The organism is Streptomyces sp. Ru62 (genome assembly GCF_002920615.1).
Classification (GTDB): domain Bacteria; phylum Actinomycetota; class Actinomycetes; order Streptomycetales; family Streptomycetaceae; genus Streptomyces.
The window spans coordinates 192,477-210,614 of record NZ_PQSU01000012.1; the positions used below are offsets into that span (position 1 = coordinate 192,477).

The following is an 18,138-nucleotide window of genomic DNA, read 5'->3' on the forward strand; positions in this document are numbered from 1 at the left end:
GGCCGTGGCTGATCGCGCGATTCCCCGCGCCCCTGGGCCGGTTGCGTCGCCCTCAGCCGATGCGTTGCCGTTGTTTCCCCCAGAAGTACTTCTGCGCCAGCAGGGTGAGCGTTCCCGCCAGGATGATGCCCAGCAGGTTGAGCAGGAGCTGGGTCGTCGAGCCGCTCGTCTGGGACGTGTCGCCGTAGGCCAGTGCCACCGCGGCGTTGGCGGCGGCCGGGACCGTGGTCACCGAGATGGCGACGCCCACCAGGGCGCCGGACTTGGCGGACGTCAGGGACAGGGTGCCGGCGATGCCGGCGAGGACCGCCACGATGAGCGAGAAGGCGTCCGGGGCGTACACGAAGGCCGTGTTGGGGCGTTCGCCCTCCAGGTCGGACCGGTGGAAGAGCCCGATGGCGTCCATGAACAGGGTGAACCCGACCGTCACCGCCATCGCCAGCGCGAAGCCCACCAGCAGGGCGGTCAGCGAGCGCCATGCCAGGCGCGGCCGGCGTCGCACGAGAGCCGTGCAGATGCCGGCCAGCGGGCCGAACTCCGGGCCCACCGCCATCGCGCCCACGATCAGGATCGCGTTGTCCAGCACGACACCGCAGGCCGCGATCATCGTGGCAAGGGTGATGAAGGCCGCGTAGGTGACCGACAGCGTCGACTCCTCGTGGGTGGCCTCGGTCAGGCCCTCCCACAGCACCGCGTCCGCGCCCTCTCCCGGCGCCTCCTCCTCGGCCTCGTCGGCCCGCCGGGACAGGGAGAGGTCGATGGTCTCCATGGCGATCGAGCCGGTGTCGTCCAGACCGAGGCGCCGTAGCCCGGCGATGAGTTCGTCGCCCGCCTCGCGGGCCACGTCGCACAGGACGACGTCGCCGGCGGGGTCACGGGCGGCGCCGGGCAGGACCACGAGGTGGGTGGTGCCGACCGTCGTCTCGATCAGACGGACCACCTCGTCGGTCCGCTCCGCGGGGGTGATCAGGCGCAGATGCAACATGGCGCCCATCCAACAGGTTCCGCTACAGCTTGCGGAGTCTGAGGCGCTGGACCTTGTGGTCCTGGCCCTTGCGGAGGATGAGGGTGGCCCGGCCCCGGGTCGGGGCGATGTTCTCGACCAGATTGGGCTTGTTGATGGTCCGCCAGAGCGTGCGGGCGTAGTCCAGGGCCTCCTCCTCGGAGACCTGGGTGTACTTGCGGAAGTACGAGTTCGGGTTCTGGAACGCCGTCTGGCGCAGCTTCTTGAAGCGGCTCAGGTACCAGTTCTCGATGTCGTCGGCGCTCGCGTCGACGTACACGCTGAAGTCGAAGTAGTCGGCGAGACCGACCCGGGTGCGGCCGTCCTTGCCTGGCAGGGCGGGCTGGAGGACGTTCAGGCCCTCCACGATCAGGATGTCCGGGCGGCGGACGGTGAGCTTCTCGCCGGGCACGATGTCGTAGATGAGGTGCGAGTAGACCGGCGCGGACACCTCGCCCTTGCCGGCCTTGATGTCGGCGACGAAACGGGTGAGGGCCCGGCGGTCGTAGGACTCGGGGAAGCCCTTGCGCGACATCAGGCCGCGGGCCTCCAACTCCCGGGTGGGCAGCAGGAAGCCGTCCGTCGTGACCAGCTCCACGCGCGGGTGCTCGGGCCAGCGGGAGAGCAGGGCCTGGAGCAGGCGGGCGACCGTGGACTTCCCCACGGCGACCGAGCCGGCCACCCCTATGACGAACGGGGTGCCGGACTGGGAGCCCTTCTCCCCGAGGAAGGTGTTCAGCGCGCCCCGGAGGCCGTCCGTGGCGCCGACGTAGAGATTGAGGAGCCGGGAGAGCGGGAGGTAGATGTCCCGCACCTCGTCCAGGTCGATGACGTCGCCGAGGCCGCGGAGCTTCTCCACCTCCTCGGCGGTGAGCGGCAGCGGCGTCTTGTCACGCAGCGCGCTCCACTCGGCACGGGTGAGATCGACGTAGGGAGTCGCCTCCGGCCTGTGCCGGTGGGCGCTCCGGGGCATCGAGGAGACCGGTGAGATCACAGTCCATTGTTAACGGAGTTTGAACGGGTGGCGGGGTGGGGTGCGTCACGCGTCCGGTGGCGAACGTCACGCGGTCTCTGCCCACCCCGCCCGGGGCGCCCCGACGGGTGCCTCAGGTGTTGATCAGGGACACCTGGCGGGAGTTCTGGAGGACGCTGCCGAACTGCGGGATGGCCCAGAGTATCTCCATCCCGACCTGCGCGGGCTTGAGCAGCTGAGCGCCCGTCGTCCCGATCCGCCGGCCGCCGTCCGCCGCGGGGCCCGACGGCAGCACGGTGACGGTGCCGTCGCCGTTGTCCGCCCACGGGGTGCCGGCGATCAGGTCGGCGCCGCCGTCGCGGTCGAGGTCGGTGAGCAGCACGGCCGTGCCGAAGTTGCCGTACGGCTCGCCGGGGACGCCGTGGTTGCCCTGGTAGAAGTACTGCGGCGCGGCGCTGGTGTCGACGCCGGACTTCGAGCCGTACAGCACGGTGACGGTGCCCATGCTGTAGTACATGTGTCCCCACAGCCGCATGTTCTCCTGCGGGGCGCCGATGGCGAGGTCGAGCAGACCGTCGCCGTTGACGTCGCCGAGGGCGACCGCCTGTCCGAACTTGTCCCAGCTCTCGGAGTCGCCGGGGATGGTGCCCGACTCCTGGGTGATGGTCTGGACGCGGCTGGAGGGGCCCGAGGCGGAGCCGTAGGTGACGACGACCTTGCCGCCGACGGGGCCGTCGGCGGTGTTCCGGCCCCAGTAGACGCCGGTGACGATGTCGCCGCGCCCGTCGCCGTCGAGGTCGCCGATGGCGCCGGCGACGCCGCCGGGCATCTTCTTGGCGCTGGTGGTCGAGGGGCCGGTGGCGGTGCCCGGCACGAAGTAGTTGACGTTGTAGTACGTGCCGTCGGCGCCCTTGGTGGGGTTCAGGCCGTTGACCACCAGGTCAGCCCGGCCGTCGCCGGTGACGTCCCCGGCCGAGATGCCGATGATCCCGGCCTCCGGCGCGGAGCGCAGCGGCAGGGAGCGGGTGGCGCGGGCGCCGGCCTTCCCGCTGCGGGAGATGCCCTTGCGGAAGGTGTAGAGGGTGGATCCGTTGGTGCCGACGGCCAGGTCGGTGCGGCCGTCGCCGTCGAAGTCGCCGGCGGCGAGCGAGGCGCCGAAGCGGTCATGGGCGGCCGGGGCCGGGTCGGGGATCGTGGTGGCCGAGGTCAGGCCCTTCGCGGAGCCCCACATGATCTGCACCAGGCCGCCGTTGACGTCCTGGCCCACGTCCTCCAGCGGGGTGCCGACGGCGAGGTCGGTGTAGCCGTCGTGGTCGAAGTCGCCGGCGGTGGTCGCCGCGCCGAACAGGTCCCCGTTCTCGGCCGCGCCCGGCACCCAGGAGGCGTCCTGGGTGATGGTGGTGCGCCGGTCGGCGGAGACGCCCAGAGCGGACCCGTACAGGACGCTGACCGCGCCCACCCGCCACTTGCCGTTCAGCCGGGCGGCCGGGGCGGTGACGGCGAAGTCGCCGTACCCGTCGCCGTTGAAGTCGCTCAGGGCCTGCTTCGCGGCCGTCGTGCCCGACCCGGCCGCGGAGGCGGGCCCGTTCAGCGCGACGGTCAGGCCCCCGGCCAGCGTCGCGGCGACGACCGTGGCCAGGATGGTGCGATGTCTGCGCTTCACCTGTGTGTCTCCCGATGTTTGCTTGTGGCGGTCAACCGGTAGACGTCCGACCCGGTCGCACGGTTGTACGGGAGCGTCGGTGTGCCGCGAACGTGCTGCGGATGTGCTCTGAACGGACCCAGGATTTCCGAATCCGGGCACGCGGCACCACTTTTGACGGGGGAACGGCCCGTAGGCTGCGGTTCATGTGCGGAATCGTGGGATACGTAGGGTCGCAGTCGGCGCTCGATGTCGTGATGGCCGGGCTGAAGCGGCTGGAGTACCGGGGTTACGACTCGGCCGGTGTCGCCGTACTGGCGGACGGCGGGCTGGCCGCCGCCAAGAAGGCCGGGAAGCTGGTCAACCTGGAGAAGGAACTGGTCGAACGGCCGCTGCCGGCCGGCACGACCGGCATCGGACACACGCGCTGGGCCACCCACGGCGGCCCCACGGACGCCAACGCGCACCCCCACCTGGACAACGCGGGCCGGGTCGCGGTGGTCCACAACGGCATCATCGAGAACTTCGCGGTGCTGCGCGCGGAACTGGCCGAGCGCGGCCATGAGCTGAGCTCCGAGACGGACACGGAGGTCGTCGCCCATCTGCTGGCCGAGGAGTTCTCGGCGACCGCCGACCTCGCCGAGGCGATGCGACTGGTGTGCCGGCGGCTGGACGGCGCGTTCACGCTGGTCGCGGTGCACGCCGACGATCCGGACGTGGTGGTCGGCGCCCGCCGGAACTCCCCGCTGGTGGTGGGCGTCGGAGAGGGTGAGGCGTTCCTGGCCTCCGACGTCGCTGCGTTCATCGCCCACACGCGCTCGGCGATCGAGCTGGGCCAGGACCAGGTGGTGGAGCTGCGGCGCGACGGCGTCACGGTCACGGGCTTCGACGGCCGCCCGGCCGAGGTCCGCTCCTACCACGTGGACTGGGACGCCTCGGCGGCCGAGAAGGGCGGGTACGACTACTTCATGCTCAAGGAGATCGCCGAACAGCCCAAGGCGGTCGCCGACACCCTGCTCGGCCGCATCGACCCGTCCGGCTCGCTGACCCTGGACGAGGTGCGGATCACCCCCTCCGAGCTGCGCGAGATCGACAAGGTCGTCATCGTGGCGTGCGGTACGGCCTTCCACGCGGGCCTGATCGCCAAGTACGCCATCGAGCACTGGACGCGGATCCCGTGCGAGGTGGAGCTGGCCAGCGAGTTCCGCTACCGGGACCCGATCCTGGACGGGCGGTCGCTGGTGATCGCCATCTCCCAGTCCGGCGAGACCATGGACACCCTGATGGCGCTCCGGCACGCCCGTGAGCAGGGTTCGAAGGTGCTGGCGATCTGCAACACCAACGGCTCGACGATCCCGCGCGAGTCGGACGCGGTGCTGTACACGCACGCCGGCCCCGAGGTCGCCGTCGCCTCCACCAAGGCGTTCCTGACCCAGCTGGTCGCCTGCTACCTGGTCGCGCTGTACCTGGGCCAGGTGCGGGGCACCAAGTGGGGCGACGAGATCCAGGCGGTGATCAAGGACCTGTCCCGCATCTCCGAGGAGGTCGAGCGGGTCCTGGAGACCATGGAGCCGGTGCGGGCGCTGGCGCGGACGCTGGCCGACAAGGACACGGTGCTGTTCCTGGGCCGGCACGTGGGCTACCCGGTGGCCCTCGAAGGCGCGCTCAAGCTGAAGGAACTGGCCTACATGCACGCCGAGGGCTTCGCCGCCGGCGAGCTGAAGCACGGCCCGATCGCGCTGATCGAGGAGGACGTGCCGGTGGTCGTCGTCGTCCCGTCCCCGCGCGGCCGGTCGGTCCTGCACGACAAGATCGTCTCCAACATCCAGGAGATCAGGGCGCGGGGCGCGCGGACGATCGTGATCGCGGAGGAGGGCGACGAGGCGGTCGTCCCCTACGCCGACCACCTGATCCGCATCCCGGCCACGCCCACCCTGCTGCAGCCGCTGGTGGCCACGGTCCCGCTCCAGGTCTTCGCCTGCGAGCTGGCCACGGCCCGGGGCAACGAGGTGGACCAGCCCCGCAACCTGGCCAAGTCGGTCACGGTGGAGTGAGGAGGCGGAGCCTCGTCGAGCGGGGCTCCGTCGAGCGGGGCTCCGTCCGGCGCGGCTCCGTCAGTGGACGGAGAAGCCGCCGTCCACGTGGATCGACTGGCCCGTGATGTAGGCGGAGGCGCGGCCGGCCAGGAACACGGCCGCGCCCGCGAAGTCCTCGGCGAGACCGTTGCGGCCGATCATCGTGCGTGCGGCCAGCGCCGCCACCTTCCCGGGGTCGGACTGGAGCCGCCTGTTGAGCGGGGTCAGCACGAAGCCCGGCACCAGGGTGTTGCAGGTGACGCCGTGCGGTGACCAGGCCTCGGCCTGGGAGCGGGCCAGGGACTCCAGACCTCCCTTGGAGACGCCGTAGGCGCCGCTCTGCACGAAGGCGCGGTGCGCCTGCTGGGAGGTGACGTGGATGATCCGTCCGAAGCCCCGCTCCGCCATGCCGGGGCCGAACCGCTGTCCGAGCAGGAACGGGGCCTCCAGGTTCACCGCCATGGTGGTGTCCCACACGTCCTCGCCCAACTCGTCCAGCGGCGGACGGAGGTTGATCCCGGCGGAGTTGACGAGGATGTCCGGCTCACCGAAGACGGCCGCGGCCCCCTCGGCCGCCGCGCGCACCCCGTCACGGGTGCCCAGGTCACCGCTGACCCAGGCGGCCCGGCAGCCGTCCGCCACCAACTCGTCCACCGTTGAGACCAGTTCCGTCTTCCTGCGGGCCACGATCACCACGCTCGCCCCGGCCCGGGCCAGTGCCCCGGCGATGGCCCGCCCGATACCGGAACTGCCTCCGGTCACCACGGCGACACGGCCGTCCAGGGAGAAGAGGTCGGAGAGATAGGCACGCGAGGACGTCATGCCGGAAGCGTAGAGCGCCTCGCCCGGCCGTCGTGCGGCGCCGGGGGTCCGACGTGGTGTCGCCGTGTCGCCTGTCACCGGGGTCGTAGGGTGCTCGGCATGAGCATCATCGGGGTGGGCATCGACGTCGCCGAGATCGACCGGTTCCGGGCGTCCCTGGAGCGGACGCCGGGCCTGGCCGACCGGTTGTTCGTGGAGCGGGAACTGCTGCTGCCCAGCGGGGACAGGCGCGGCATCGCCTCGCTCGCGGCCCGGTTCGCCGCCAAGGAGGCGCTGGCGAAGGCGCTGGGCGCGCCGCCGGGGCTGCAGTGGACCGATGCCGAGGTGTACGTGGAGGACACCGGGCAGCCACGGCTGCGGGTGAAGGGGACCGTGGCCGCGCGGGCCGCCGAGCTGGGCGTGCGGGCCTGGCACGTGTCGCTCAGTCATGACGCGGGCGTGGCCTCGGCCGTGGTGGTCGCCGAGGGCTGACCGGTCCCGGGCCCGGGTGTGGGCGGTGGGGGTTACGGGGCAGACTCGGTGCCATGCGTACTGCGTACAGCGTGGAGACGGTAAGGGCCGCCGAGCGGGCGTTGATGGCACGGTCGCCGGAGGGCGCGCTGATGCAGCGGGCCGCCGCCGGGCTGGCCGCCGCCTGCGCCGACCTGCTCGGGCGGGTGTACGGCAGCCGGGTGGTGCTGCTCGTCGGCAGCGGGGACAACGGCGGGGACGCCCTGTACGCGGGGGCCCGGCTGGCCCGGCGCGGCGCCGGCGTGACGGCCGTCCTGCTGACGCCCGGCCGGGCCCACGGCGGGGGACTGGCGGCCCTGCGGCGGGCGGGCGGCACGGTCACCGCCGCGGACTCCGCCGCCTCCTCGGACGAACTGATCCTGCGGGCCGACCTGGTGGTGGACGGCATCGTCGGGATCGGCGGCAAGGGCGGGCTGCGGCCGGACGCCGAGCGGCTCGCCGGGGTGGTGGCGCGGTCCCGGGCCGCCGTCGTGGCCGTGGACCTGCCCAGCGGCGTCGACGCTGACACCGGGGAGGTGCGGGGGGCCGCGCTCCGGGCCGACCTGACCGTCACCTTCGGCGCGTACAAGCCGGGGCTGCTGGTGGATCCCGCGCGGGAGTACGCGGGAGTGGTGCGGCTGGTCGGCATCGGTCTCGAACCACCGCCCACCGACGCCGTACTGGAGGCTCTGCAACACGCCGACGTGGCCCGGCTGTTGCCGCTGCCGACGGGGGAGAGCGACAAGTACCGGCGCGGGGTGGTCGGGATCGCCGCCGGGTCGGCCCGCTATCCCGGGGCGGCCGTGCTGGCGGTGTCGGGCGCGCTGCGGGGCGGGGCCGGGGCCGTGCGGTACGTCGGGCCGGCCGGGGACGCGGTCATCGCGCGCTTTCCGGAGACCCTCGTCTCCGACGCAGGGCCCGCGAAGGCCGGGCGGGTGCAGGCCTGGGTGGTCGGGCCCGGAGCCGGGGACGACGCGGCCGCCGTCGCCGAGGTGCTGGAGGCGGACGTGCCGGTGCTGCTGGACGCGGACGGGCTGCGGCTGGCCGACCGGGATGCGGTGCGGCGGCGTACGGCGCCGACGCTGATGACCCCGCACGCGGGGGAGGCCGCCGCGTTGCTGGGGGTGCGGCGCGAGGAGGTCGAGGCGGCCCGGCTGGCCGCGGCGCGGGAGCTGGCGGCGGTGTACCGGGCGACCGTACTCCTGAAGGGGTCGACGACCCTGGTCGCCGACTTCGCGGGCGGACCGGTGCGGGTGAACGCCACGGGGACGCCGTGGCTGGCCACCGCCGGGAGCGGCGATGTGCTCTCCGGGCTGGCGGGGTCCTTGCTGGCCTCAGGGCTGCGGGCGGCGGACGCCGGCAGCGTGGCCGCGTACCTGCACGGACTGGCGGGCCGCTTCGCCGCGGACGGCGCGCCCACGGGGGCACATGACGTCGCATCACACATCCCGGAGGCATGGAGAGACGTACGAGGCTGACCGGCACGGTGCCACCGACGACGCCGCAACTCCCTGGGGACACGGCGAACTGCGCGACCGGTCCCCGCGCACCCGCATCCCGGTGACGGCCGAAGGCGCAACGGCGGGACCCGGGTCCTCATCCGGGGCGCCGCGGTGCAACTCCCTGGGGGCGCGGGGAACTGCGCGAGCAGCCCGCACGCACCCGCACCCGGCTGACGGCCGGAGGCGCAACGGCGGGACCCGGCCCACGCCCCGCCGAGGACCGCGCCCGGCTGACGGCCGGAGGCGCAACGGCGGGACCCGGCCCACGCCCCGCCGAGGACCGCGCCCGGCTGACGGCCGGAGGCGCAACGGCGGGACCCGGCCCACGCCCCGCCGAGGACCGCACCCGGCTGACGGCCGGAGGCGCAACGGCGGGACCCGGCCCACGCCCCGCCGAGGACCGCTCCCCGCTGACGGCCGGAGGCCAACCGCGGGACCCGGCCCACGTCCCGTCGAGGGTGGCTCTGAGAGACTGGGGGAGCCATGAGTGAGACACCAGCTGTGCCGACCGCCGCCCTGCGCGCCCGCGCCGAGATCGATCTGGGCGCCCTGCGCGCCAATGTGCGGGCCCTGCGCGCCCGGGCCGAGGGCGCCGCCGTGATGGCCGTCGTCAAGTCCGACGGATACGGCCACGGCGCGGTGCCGTGTGCCCGCGCCGCCCTCGCGGCGGGCGCGAGCTGGCTCGGCACGGCCACGGCCGAGGAGGCCCTCGCGCTGCGCGCGGCCGGGCTGCCCGGCCGCATCCTGTGCTGGCTGTGGGTGCCGGGCGGGCCCTGGCGGCAGGCGATCGAGGCCGACATCGACGTCTCGTTGAGCGGCATGTGGGCCCTGCGGGAGGTCGTCGAGGCCGCCCGGGCGGCGGGGCGGCCCGCGCGCGTGCAGCTCAAGGCCGACACCGGACTCGGCCGCAACGGCTGCCAGCCGGGGGAGGACTGGGCCGAGCTGGTCGGTGCCGCCCTGCGCGCGGAGGCAGAGGGGCTGGTCCGCGTCACCGGAGTGTGGTCGCACTTCGCGTGCGCCGACGAGCCGGGGCACCCGTCCATCGCCGCCCAGCTCACCAAGTTCCGGGAGATGCTGGCGTACGCCGAGGACCGGGGCGTACGGCCCGAGGTGCGGCACATCGCCAACTCGCCGGCCACCCTCACCCTGCCCGAGTCCCACTTCGACCTGGTCCGCACGGGCATCGCCCTGTACGGCGTCTCGCCCAGCCCGGAGCTGGGCACCCCGGCGGACTTCGGGCTGCGCCCGGTGATGACGCTCAGCGCCTCGCTGGCGCTGGTCAAACGCACCCCGGCCGGACACGGCGTCAGCTACGGCCATCACTACGTCACCCCCGGCGACACCACGCTCGGCCTGGTGCCCGTCGGTTACGCGGACGGCATCCCGCGGCACGCCTCGGGCACCGGCCCGGTGCTGGTCGACGGCAAGTGGCGGACGATCGCCGGGCGGGTGGCCATGGACCAGTTCGTGGTGGACCTCGGCGGTGACGAGCCCCCGGTGGGCAGCGAGGCCGTGCTGTTCGGGCCCGGCGACCGCGGTGAGCCCACGGCCGAGGACTGGGCGCAGGCCTGCGGCACGATCGCGTACGAGATCGTCACACGCATCGGAACGCGCGTTCCCCGCGTCTATGTCGACGAGTCCATGTGAACGCGTCGATGTGACCGCGTCCACGTGAGCGCATTCGCGTGAACGTGCAAGAACTCGGGTAACCCGTTCCGCGGCGGCATCCACCCAGGCGAACTGCAGTACGGCGAAGAGGAGCGGTACGTGAGCGAGAGCAGCGCGGAGGTCGTGGCGGAAGTCGTCGCCTCGGCGGCCGCCGCCTCCGCCGCGGGGGCGGCCGGGAGCTGGCGCAGGGCGACCGGCCTCGCCGGTGCCGCGATAGGCGTGCTCGCCGCGGGAGCGGCGGCCGGTGTCGCCATCGAACGGATGACGGTGGGGCGCGGAATGCGCCGCAAGGCCCGGCTGGCCCTGGACGCGGCGGGCCCGTACGGCACCCTGCGCGGCACCCCCGGCAAGGCGTACGCCGACGACGGCACCGAGCTGTACTACGAGGTCGACGAGGTCGAGCCGGACGCCGGCCCGAACGTCTCGCCGCGCCGGCGCCGGCTCTTCGGCCGCAAGGCCCCCGCCCCGGTCACCGTCGTCTTCTGCCACGGCTACTGCCTCAGCATGGACTCCTGGCACTTCCAGCGGGCGGCCCTGCGCGGGGTCGTACGGACCGTGCACTGGGACCAGCGCAGCCACGGGCGGTCCGGGCGGGGCGTGGCCCAGACCCGGGACCGGGTGCCCGTCACCATCGACCAGCTCGGCCGCGATCTGAAGGCCGTGCTCGACGCCGCCGCACCGGACGGGCCCCTGGTGCTGGTCGGTCACTCGATGGGCGGCATGACCATGATGGCCCTCGCCGCGCAGTTCCCCGAGCTCATCCGGGACCGGGTCGTCGCCACCGCCTTCGTCGGCACGTCGTCCGGGCGGCTCGGCGAGGTCAACTTCGGGCTGCCGGTGGCCGGCGTCAACGCGGTCCGCCGGATTCTCCCCGGGGTGCTGAAGGCGCTCGGGCAGCAGGCGGAGTGGGTGGAGAAGGGGCGCCGGGCCACCGCCGACCTGTTCGCCGGGATCATCAAGCGGTACTCGTTCGCGGGCCGGGACGTCGACCCGGCCGTGGAGCGCTTCGCCGAGCGGATGATCGAGTCGACGCCGATCGACGTGGTCGCCGAGTTCTACCCGGCCTTCACCGACCACGACAAGACCGGGGCGCTCGTCTGCTTCCGCGACATGCCGGTGCTCGTGCTGGCCGGCGTCCAGGACCTGGTCACGCCCAGCGAGCACAGCGAGGCCATCGCCGACCTGCTGCCCGACGCCGAGCTGGTGCTCGTGCCGGACGCGGGGCACCTGGTGATGCTGGAGCACCCGGAAGTGGTCACCGACCGCCTCGCCGACCTGCTCACCCGCGCGGGTGCGGTGCCCGCAGGGGCTACCGTAAGTGGCTATGGAAGCACCAGCAGCACCGCACAACCCCGCTGAGACCCAGCTGACCGTCACCTCCCCGGAGCAGATGCGGGAGCTGGGCCGCCGACTGGCCAAGCTGCTGCGCGCGGGCGACCTGGTGATGCTCACCGGCGAGCTGGGCGCGGGCAAGACCACGCTGACCCGCGGGCTCGGTGAGGGCCTGGGCGTGCGCGGCGCGGTCACCTCGCCGACCTTCGTGATCGCCCGGGTGCACCCGTCCCTCGGTGACGGCCCGCCCCTGGTGCACGTCGACGCCTACCGGCTCTCCGGCGGCCTGGACGAGATGGAGGACCTGGACCTCGACGTCTCGCTGCCCGACTCGGTGATCGTCGTGGAATGGGGCGAGGGCAAGGTCGAGGAACTGACCGAGGACCGCCTCCAGGTGATCATCCACCGCGCGGTCGGCGACACCACGGACGAGGTACGGCACGTGACCGTCACCGGCCTGGGCGAACGCTGGTCCGAGACGGACCTGGAGACGCTGTCCGGCTGAGACCGCCGACACATTCCGACAAGCCGTCGGCAAGATATTGCGCAGGACATCCCGGGCGTGGTGACATGGTGTCCAGCCCGTACTTAGGTGTGCCTAAGTACGTCCGCCCCCGCGGCTCAGGAGGCGTCCATGCCCACAGTGCAACCGGTGTCCATGCGCGATCTGCTGGCGGCCTGCGCTGCGGCGGACGCGGTCTCCAGGCCGCCGCGGCCCGAACACCCCGAAGGAGCGCGGGGCGAGCACGCGGGCACCGCCGGGTGGACACGCCCGGCCGGGACGGCCCCGCAGCCGCCCGACGGCGCGTCCCGGCACGGCGCCTGAGCCATGGCCTGTCCGGCGCCCTAGCGGATCACCACGACCTTGACGCCGATCGTCGCGAAGTTCCACATCGCGTCCCCGTCCGTCCGCGTCTCCCGGATGCCGCCCGTCTTCACGCCGGAGTCGGCCGCCATGCCCTCCGCACCGCCGTTCACCGCCGCGCTGAACCCGATGGCCACCCCGTCCACGCTGGTGAACCGCACCACGTGCTCGATGGGGATGCTGTCCGTGCCGGTGGCCGTGCTGGAGCGGGACGTCACCCAGTACGTGCCGACCGGCGGGTCGACGGTGCCCGGCCGCACCGGGAAGGTGCGCTGCACCCGTTCCCTCGGGGTGACCAGCCAGACCCGGTCGTCGTCCACCGAGTACACGACCCGTTCACCCGTTCCGGAGCCGCTCGGCAGGGCGGTCGGGTGGTGCCGGTCCCGGGGCGCCTTGGAGGTGGGCGTCGCGTGCGCCACCGGCCCCGCGCCCAGGCCCGCCGGGACGGTCGCCTGGGCCCGGTAGGCGAGGAAACCGACCGTTCCCAGCGCCGCCGCGGTGAGGGCGGCCACGATCCCCGAGCTGGTCCCTGCCACCTGCGCCACCTCTGCCTCGTGCCGTCAACCGGTGTATATGTCGTACTTCGTACAGACCGTAGCAGTCGGTGACCGTCCGTCCCGGACGACCCTGCGGGCGGCGCGGGCGCCGTAGGCTGTTCGCGTGCTCTTGCTCGCTCTGGATACCGCAACACCCGCCGTCACCGTCGCCCTGCACGACGGCACCGACGTCATCGCCTCGTCGAGCCAGGTGGACGCGCGCCGGCACGGAGAGCTGCTGCTGCCGGCCGTCGACCGGGTCCTCACCGAGGCCGGACTGAAGCTGGAGGCCGTCACCGGGATCGTCGTCGGCACCGGGCCCGGCCCCTACACCGGCCTGCGCGTCGGCCTGATGACCGCCGACACCTTCGGCCTGGCGCTCGGCGTCCCCGTGCACGGCCTGTGCACGCTGGACGGCCTCGCCTACGCCGCCGACATCGAGAAGGGCCCCTTCGTCGTGGCGACGGACGCCCGGCGCAAGGAGGTCTACTGGGCCACGTACGCCGACTCCCGGACCCGGCTGACCGGCCCGGCCGTCGACCGCCCGGCCGACATCGCCGAGCAGGTCGCGGGCCTTCCGGCGGTCGGCGCCGGCGCGCTGCTCTACCCGGACACGTTCCCGCGCGCCCACGAACCCGAGCACGTGTCCGCCGCCGCCCTCGCCTCGCTCGCGGCGGAGAAGCTGGCCGCGGGCGAGGAGCTCACGGCCCCCCGGCCGCTGTACCTGCGCCGGCCGGACGCCCAGGTCCCCAAGAACTACAAGGTGGTCACCCCCAAGTGACACAGCCGGCACCCCCCCGACTGCGCGACATGCGCTGGTGGGACATCGACCCGGTCCTGGGGCTCGAACGGGACCTGTTCCCCGAGGACGCCTGGTCCCGGGGCATGTTCTGGTCCGAGCTGGCCCATTCCCGGGGGCCCGGGGCCACCCGCTGCTACCTCGTCGCCGAGTCCGCCGACGGCCGGATCGTCGGGTACGCGGGCCTGGCCGCCGCCGGTGACCTGGCCGACGTGCAGACCATCGCCGTCGCCCGCGACCACCAGGGCACCGGTCTCGGTGCCCGCCTGCTGACCGAGCTGCTGCGCGCGGCGACCGCGTTCGAGTGCCACGAGGTGATGCTTGAGTGCCGGGTGGACAACCTGCCCGCCCAGAAGCTCTACGAGCGCTTCGGCTTCACCCCCATCGGCTTCCGGCGCGGCTACTACCAGCCGGGCAATGTGGACGCCCTGGTGATGCGCCTGACCACGGAACCCGGCAGCGGCCCGGCCGCGGGCTCCGCCTCAGTACAAGGAACCGATATCAATGACTGACGAACCTCTCGTCCTCGGCATCGAGACCTCCTGCGACGAGACCGGCGTCGGCATCGTCCGCGGCACCACCCTGCTGGCGGACGCCGTCGCCTCCAGCGTCGACGAGCACGCCCGCTTCGGCGGCGTGGTGCCGGAAGTGGCGTCCCGGGCGCACCTGGAGGCGATGGTCCCCACCATCGACCGCGCGCTGAAGGAGGCGGGGGTCAGCGCCAAGGACCTGGACGGCATCGCGGTCACCGCCGGTCCCGGTCTCGCCGGTGCCCTGCTCGTCGGCGTCTCGGCGGCCAAGGCGTACGCCTACGCGCTCGGCAAGCCCCTGTACGGCGTCAACCACCTCGCCTCCCACATCTGCGTGGACCAGCTGGAGCACGGCCCGCTGCCCGAGCCGACGATGGCCCTGCTGGTCTCCGGCGGCCACTCCTCGCTGCTGCTCTCGTCGGACATCACCTCCGACGTCCGGCCGATGGGCTCGACCATCGACGACGCGGCCGGCGAGGCCTTCGACAAGATCGCCCGCGTGCTTGACCTGGGCTTCCCCGGCGGCCCGGTCATCGACCGGTACGCCAGGGAGGGCGACCCGGAGGCCATCGCCTTCCCGCGCGGCCTGACCGGCCCGCGCGACCCGGCGTACGACTTCTCCTTCTCGGGCCTGAAGACCGCCGTGGCCCGCTGGATCGAGGCCCGGCGCGCGGCCGGCGAGGAGGTCCCGGTCCGCGACGTGGCCGCCTCCTTCCAGGAGGCCGTGGTCGACGTGCTGACCCGCAAGGCCGTCCGCGCCTGCAAGGACGAGGGCGTGGACCACCTGATGATCGGCGGCGGTGTGGCGGCCAACTCCCGGCTGCGCGCGCTCGCCCAGGAGCGCTGCGAGGCGGCCGGCATCCGGCTGCGCGTACCGCGTCCCAAGCTGTGCACGGACAACGGCGCCATGGTGGCCGCGCTCGGCGCCGAGATGGTCGCCCGCAACCGGGCCGCGTCCGCCTGGGACCTGTCGGCCGACTCCTCCCTGCCGGTGACCGACCCGCACGTGCCCGGCCACGACCACGACCATGTGCACGAGGTCAGCAAGGAGAACCTCTACTCGTGACCGTCGCCCTGATGTGGGAGGCCCGGGCCGTCGAGGGCCGGGGCGCGGACCTGCTGGCCTGGGTGCGCGAACAACCCCTCGCCGGCGAGCCGTTGCGTCGCGAGACCTTCCGCGCGCCGCAGGACCGGGTGCTGGTCGTCACGTGGTGGGACGCGCCGTACGACGCCCCGCTTCCCGAACTGCCGGATCCTGATCCGGAGTTGGTCACCCGGCCCGTGCACCGCTGGCGGTTCGAGGCGGTGGCGGAGGACTGAGTTGGGGAAACCGCCCCGACTGCGCTATGATCATCACACAGCGAACGGCCGGAACACCGGTCCGGACGCAGTGCGTTGGTGGTCCAAGGAAAGACGCCCCGCTTCCTGCGGGGAGATGCAGGTGCAAGGCCTGCCCGGCGCTCCACTCGACACCCCGCCCCCGGGTTCCCGGCGGCGGGGTGTTCGCGTTTCACGGGGTCCTCCGCTCGAATGTTTCGCCCGATCATTCGAATGTTCCGGAGACCCCTGCCATGCCGAGGGCTTCGTCAAGCGGTCCGGCGGGGATACGATCGCGGGCATGAAGCCCTCGAAGCCCGCAGGAACGCAGACGGCGACCCTCGCCGAGATCGCCCGTGAGGCGGGGGTCTCCGCTCCGACTGTTTCGAAGGTCCTCAACGGCCGGGCCGATGTCTCCCCCGCCACCCGCACCCGCGTCGAGGAGCTGCTGCGCGCCTACGGCTACCGGCGCCGCCGTGCCGAGGCGTCCCGCTCGCCGCTCATCGACGTGGTCTTCCACGAGCTGGAGAGCGCCTGGGCGATGGAGGTCATCCGGGGTGTGGAGAACGTCGCCCGGGACGCCGGGCTGAGCGTGGTCCTGTCCGAGTCGGCCGGCCGGCTCACCCCCGGCCGCACCTGGGCCGACCAGGTGGCCGCCCGCCGCCCGCACGGCGTGGTGCTGGTGCTCTCCGAGCTCGACGAGTCCCAGCGGGCGCTGCTGACCAGCCGCTCCATCCCGTTCGTGGTGATGGACCCGGCCGGCGATCCTGGCCCGGACGTGCCGTCGATCGGCGCCACCAACTGGCAGGGCGGTCTCGCCGCCACCCGCCACCTGGTGGAACTCGGCCACACCCGGATCGGCGCGATCAGCGGCCCGTCCCGGATGATGTGCAGCCGGGCCCGGGTCGACGGCTACCGGGCCGCCCTGGAGACGGCCGGACTGCCCGTCGACCCCTCCCTCGTCGTGGCCGGCGACTTCCACCACGACGCGGGCTACCGCCTGGGCCTGGAGCTGCTGCGCCGCCCGGACCGGCCCACCGCCGTCTTCGCGGGCAACGACCTCCAGGCGCTCGGCCTGTACGAGGCCGCGCGTGAGCTGGGTCTGCGCGTCCCGGAGGACCTCAGCGTGGTCGGCTTCGACGATCTGCCGGTGGCCCGCTGGGTGGGCCCGCCGCTGACGACCGTACGGCAGCCGCTCACCGAGATGGCCGAGGCCGCGGCCCGGCTGGTGCTGGAGCTGGGGAGCGAGCGGGAGGAACGGGCGGCGACCCGGGTGGAGCTGGCGACGAGCCTGGTGGTGCGGTCCAGCACGGACGTGCCTCCGTCCGCTTAGCGTCCGTGCGGACGGAGTCTTTCGCCAACGGGCCGGTGCCGGACGGGGGTTCGGTGCCGGCCGGCGGTTCGGTGACTCGGGGATGAGAATTTCCCAAGAAAACCGACTCGGGCGGCTTCCGCTAACAGTCCCCTAATAATTCGGACTTATGTTCCTGTTGTGACGCGACACGAGGAGCAAGGCGACGCGGGCAGACGGGTGGGCCGGCGATCGAGAGCACTGAAGATCGTCGGCCTCACTCTGACGGGCACCCTGGTGCTGGGCGTGGCGGCGGCCGGCTGGGCCTACTGGCATCTCAACCACAACATCAGAAGCGTCGACATCGACAGCGCACTCGGTGACGACCGTCCGGCCAGGGCCGTGGTCACCCCGTCCGCGACCGCCCCGGCGGACGCCTCCCCGCTGCCCACCGGCTCCCTCAACATCCTGGTCCTCGGCTCGGACTCGCGCAGCGGCAAGGACAACCAGGAGCTGGGCGGCGGCGACAGCGGCGGGGCCCGGTCCGACACCGCCATGGTCGTGCACATCGACGCGGGCCGGACGAAGGCCACCGTCGTCAGCATCCCGCGCGACACCCTCGTCACCCGCCCGTCCTGTCCGCTCACCTCCGGCGGCAGGACGGCACCGGCGTACGGCGCCATGTTCAACAGCGCCTACGCGGTGGGCGGACCGGTGTGCGCGGTGAAGACCGTCGAGACCCTCACCGGCGTCCGCATGGACCACTACCTGGAGATCGACTTCTCCGGCTTCGCCAAGCTGGTCGACGCGCTCGGCGGGGTCGACGTCACCACCGGCCAGGACATCGACGACGACAAGAGCCACCTGCACCTCAAGGCCGGCACCCACCACCTCGACGGCAAGCAGGCCCTCGCCCTCGCCCGCACCCGGCACGGCATAGGCGACGGCAGCGACCTGGGCCGCATAGGGCTGCAGCAGACCCTGGTCAAGGCGCTGCTGGCAGAGATGTCCGGCGCCGGCCTGCTCTCCGACCCGGCCCGGCTGTACCAGGTCGCCGACGCCGTCACCACCAGCCTCACCACCGACACCGGCCTGAACTCCCTGAACGAGCTGGTGACCCTCGGCCGGAGCCTGAAGGGACTGACCGCCGACCGGGTGCGGACGGTGACCATGCCGGTCGTCACGGCACCGTCCGACCCCAACCGGGTCGTCGCCGAGGAGCCGGCGGCGAACGACCTCTGGGCCTCCCTGCGCTGAGCCGTGGAAAATCCCGAGATTCTTTCCGCGGGCGTGT

General features: G+C 73.0%; 18 protein-coding genes. 13 read left to right on the forward strand and 5 right to left on the reverse strand.

The genetic code is table 11. From position 1 onward, the window contains the following. Positions 1–52: 52 nt before the first annotated feature. The 3 genes from C3492_RS18380 to C3492_RS46655 form a co-directional block, all read right to left on the reverse strand. Complete coding sequence (locus C3492_RS18380) at positions 53–985, reverse strand: DUF389 domain-containing protein (protein WP_103812871.1); 933 nt, start codon at positions 983–985, stop codon at positions 53–55. Between the two features lie 22 nt (positions 986–1,007). Beyond that, positions 1,008–1,976 carry a type I pantothenate kinase gene (gene coaA / locus C3492_RS18385; RefSeq protein WP_181140437.1) on the reverse strand — a complete coding sequence of 323 codons (969 nt, stop codon included), beginning with the start codon at positions 1,974–1,976 and terminating at the stop codon, positions 1,008–1,010. Positions 1,977–2,109: 133 nt separating this feature from the next. Further along, positions 2,110–3,639, reverse strand: a complete 1,530-nt coding sequence (locus C3492_RS46655) for an FG-GAP-like repeat-containing protein (protein ID WP_103812808.1) — start codon at positions 3,637–3,639, stop codon at positions 2,110–2,112. 185 nt (positions 3,640–3,824) lie between these two features. On the opposite strand from C3492_RS46655, the gene glmS reads away from it, so the two are divergent. Further along, a complete protein-coding gene (glmS, locus tag C3492_RS18395; protein ID WP_103812809.1) occupies positions 3,825–5,672 on the forward strand; it encodes a glutamine--fructose-6-phosphate transaminase (isomerizing) in 1,848 nt (615 codons plus the stop codon). A 60-nt stretch (positions 5,673–5,732) separates the two neighbouring features. On the opposite strand, the gene C3492_RS18400 is transcribed toward glmS, so the two are convergent. Beyond that, positions 5,733–6,515, reverse strand: coding sequence for an SDR family NAD(P)-dependent oxidoreductase (locus C3492_RS18400; protein ID WP_103812810.1), 783 nt, complete (start codon positions 6,513–6,515; stop codon positions 5,733–5,735). 99 nt (positions 6,516–6,614) lie between these two features. Between C3492_RS18400 and C3492_RS18405 the strand changes: the two genes are divergently transcribed. The 6 genes from C3492_RS18405 to C3492_RS18430 all read left to right on the forward strand — a co-directional run bounded on the left by C3492_RS18405 (position 6,615) and on the right by C3492_RS18430 (position 12,332). Next, positions 6,615–6,986, forward strand: a complete 372-nt coding sequence (locus C3492_RS18405) for a holo-ACP synthase (RefSeq protein ID WP_103812811.1) — start codon at positions 6,615–6,617, stop codon at positions 6,984–6,986. 53 nt (positions 6,987–7,039) lie between these two features. Further along, entirely contained in the window at positions 7,040–8,482 is a 1,443-nt protein-coding gene (locus tag C3492_RS18410; RefSeq protein WP_103812812.1) for an NAD(P)H-hydrate dehydratase, read from the forward strand. A gap of 507 nt (positions 8,483–8,989) precedes the next feature. Beyond that, the gene (gene alr, locus C3492_RS18415) at positions 8,990–10,153 is read left to right on the forward strand and encodes an alanine racemase (protein WP_103812813.1); all 1,164 of its coding nucleotides are present in this window, start codon (positions 8,990–8,992) and stop codon (positions 10,151–10,153) included. A 120-nt stretch (positions 10,154–10,273) separates the two neighbouring features. Continuing rightward, positions 10,274–11,533, forward strand: coding sequence for an alpha/beta fold hydrolase (locus tag C3492_RS18420; protein ID WP_103812814.1), 1,260 nt, complete (start codon positions 10,274–10,276; stop codon positions 11,531–11,533). Continuing rightward, complete coding sequence (gene tsaE / locus C3492_RS18425; RefSeq protein WP_103812815.1) at positions 11,499–12,011, forward strand: tRNA (adenosine(37)-N6)-threonylcarbamoyltransferase complex ATPase subunit type 1 TsaE; 513 nt, start codon at positions 11,499–11,501, stop codon at positions 12,009–12,011. Before C3492_RS18420 ends, tsaE begins: the two co-directional genes overlap by 35 nt. 129 nt (positions 12,012–12,140) lie before the next feature. Next, complete coding sequence (locus C3492_RS18430) at positions 12,141–12,332, forward strand: hypothetical protein (RefSeq protein ID WP_103812816.1); 192 nt, start codon at positions 12,141–12,143, stop codon at positions 12,330–12,332. Between the two features lie 20 nt (positions 12,333–12,352). Here the strand turns inward: C3492_RS18430 and C3492_RS18435 are convergent, their stop codons facing one another. After that, positions 12,353–12,907, reverse strand: a complete 555-nt coding sequence (locus C3492_RS18435) for a hypothetical protein (RefSeq protein WP_103812872.1) — start codon at positions 12,905–12,907, stop codon at positions 12,353–12,355. Positions 12,908–13,031: 124 nt separating this feature from the next. On the opposite strand from C3492_RS18435, the gene tsaB reads away from it, so the two are divergent. The 6 genes from tsaB (at position 13,032) to C3492_RS18470 (ending at position 18,101) form a co-directional block, all read left to right on the forward strand. Further along, the gene (tsaB, locus tag C3492_RS18440; protein WP_103812817.1) at positions 13,032–13,688 is read left to right on the forward strand and encodes a tRNA (adenosine(37)-N6)-threonylcarbamoyltransferase complex dimerization subunit type 1 TsaB; all 657 of its coding nucleotides are present in this window, start codon (positions 13,032–13,034) and stop codon (positions 13,686–13,688) included. 29 nt (positions 13,689–13,717) lie between these two features. After that, the gene (gene rimI / locus C3492_RS18445; RefSeq protein ID WP_103812818.1) at positions 13,718–14,218 is read left to right on the forward strand and encodes a ribosomal protein S18-alanine N-acetyltransferase; all 501 of its coding nucleotides are present in this window, start codon (positions 13,718–13,720) and stop codon (positions 14,216–14,218) included. Further along, positions 14,211–15,302 (forward strand): tRNA (adenosine(37)-N6)-threonylcarbamoyltransferase complex transferase subunit TsaD, encoded by a 1,092-nt coding sequence (gene tsaD, locus C3492_RS18450; protein WP_103812819.1) that lies wholly within the window; start codon positions 14,211–14,213, stop codon positions 15,300–15,302. Before rimI ends, tsaD begins: the two co-directional genes overlap by 8 nt. Then, entirely contained in the window at positions 15,299–15,556 is a 258-nt protein-coding gene (locus C3492_RS18455; protein ID WP_103812820.1) for a hypothetical protein, read from the forward strand. Before tsaD ends, C3492_RS18455 begins: the two co-directional genes overlap by 4 nt. A gap of 298 nt (positions 15,557–15,854) precedes the next feature. Then, a complete protein-coding gene (locus tag C3492_RS18465) occupies positions 15,855–16,886 on the forward strand; it encodes a LacI family DNA-binding transcriptional regulator (protein ID WP_103812821.1) in 1,032 nt (343 codons plus the stop codon). 159 nt (positions 16,887–17,045) lie between these two features. Beyond that, the gene (locus C3492_RS18470; RefSeq protein ID WP_258055756.1) at positions 17,046–18,101 is read left to right on the forward strand and encodes an LCP family protein; all 1,056 of its coding nucleotides are present in this window, start codon (positions 17,046–17,048) and stop codon (positions 18,099–18,101) included. Positions 18,102–18,138 lie beyond the last annotated feature (37 nt).

Bases quoted from the DNA above. Each gene is read 5' to 3' on its own strand.
- rimI (WP_103812818.1), top strand. From the start codon at position 13,718: ATGCGCTGGTGGGACATCGACCCGGTCCTGGGGCTCGAACGGGACCTG.
- glmS (WP_103812809.1), top strand. From the start codon at position 3,825: ATGTGCGGAATCGTGGGATACGTAGGGTCGCAGTCGGCGCTCGATGTC.
- C3492_RS18430 (WP_103812816.1), top strand. From the start codon at position 12,141: ATGCCCACAGTGCAACCGGTGTCCATGCGCGATCTGCTGGCGGCCTGC.
- C3492_RS18400 (WP_103812810.1), bottom strand. From the start codon at position 6,515: ATGACGTCCTCGCGTGCCTATCTCTCCGACCTCTTCTCCCTGGACGGC.
- tsaD (WP_103812819.1), top strand. From the start codon at position 14,211: ATGACTGACGAACCTCTCGTCCTCGGCATCGAGACCTCCTGCGACGAG.
- C3492_RS18465 (WP_103812821.1), top strand. From the start codon at position 15,855: ATGAAGCCCTCGAAGCCCGCAGGAACGCAGACGGCGACCCTCGCCGAG.
- coaA (WP_181140437.1), bottom strand. From the start codon at position 1,976: ATGCCCCGGAGCGCCCACCGGCACAGGCCGGAGGCGACTCCCTACGTC.
- C3492_RS18405 (WP_103812811.1), top strand. From the start codon at position 6,615: ATGAGCATCATCGGGGTGGGCATCGACGTCGCCGAGATCGACCGGTTC.
- C3492_RS18380 (WP_103812871.1), bottom strand. From the start codon at position 985: ATGTTGCATCTGCGCCTGATCACCCCCGCGGAGCGGACCGACGAGGTG.
- C3492_RS18410 (WP_103812812.1), top strand. From the start codon at position 7,040: ATGCGTACTGCGTACAGCGTGGAGACGGTAAGGGCCGCCGAGCGGGCG.
- tsaE (WP_103812815.1), top strand. From the start codon at position 11,499: ATGGAAGCACCAGCAGCACCGCACAACCCCGCTGAGACCCAGCTGACC.
- alr (WP_103812813.1), top strand. From the start codon at position 8,990: ATGAGTGAGACACCAGCTGTGCCGACCGCCGCCCTGCGCGCCCGCGCC.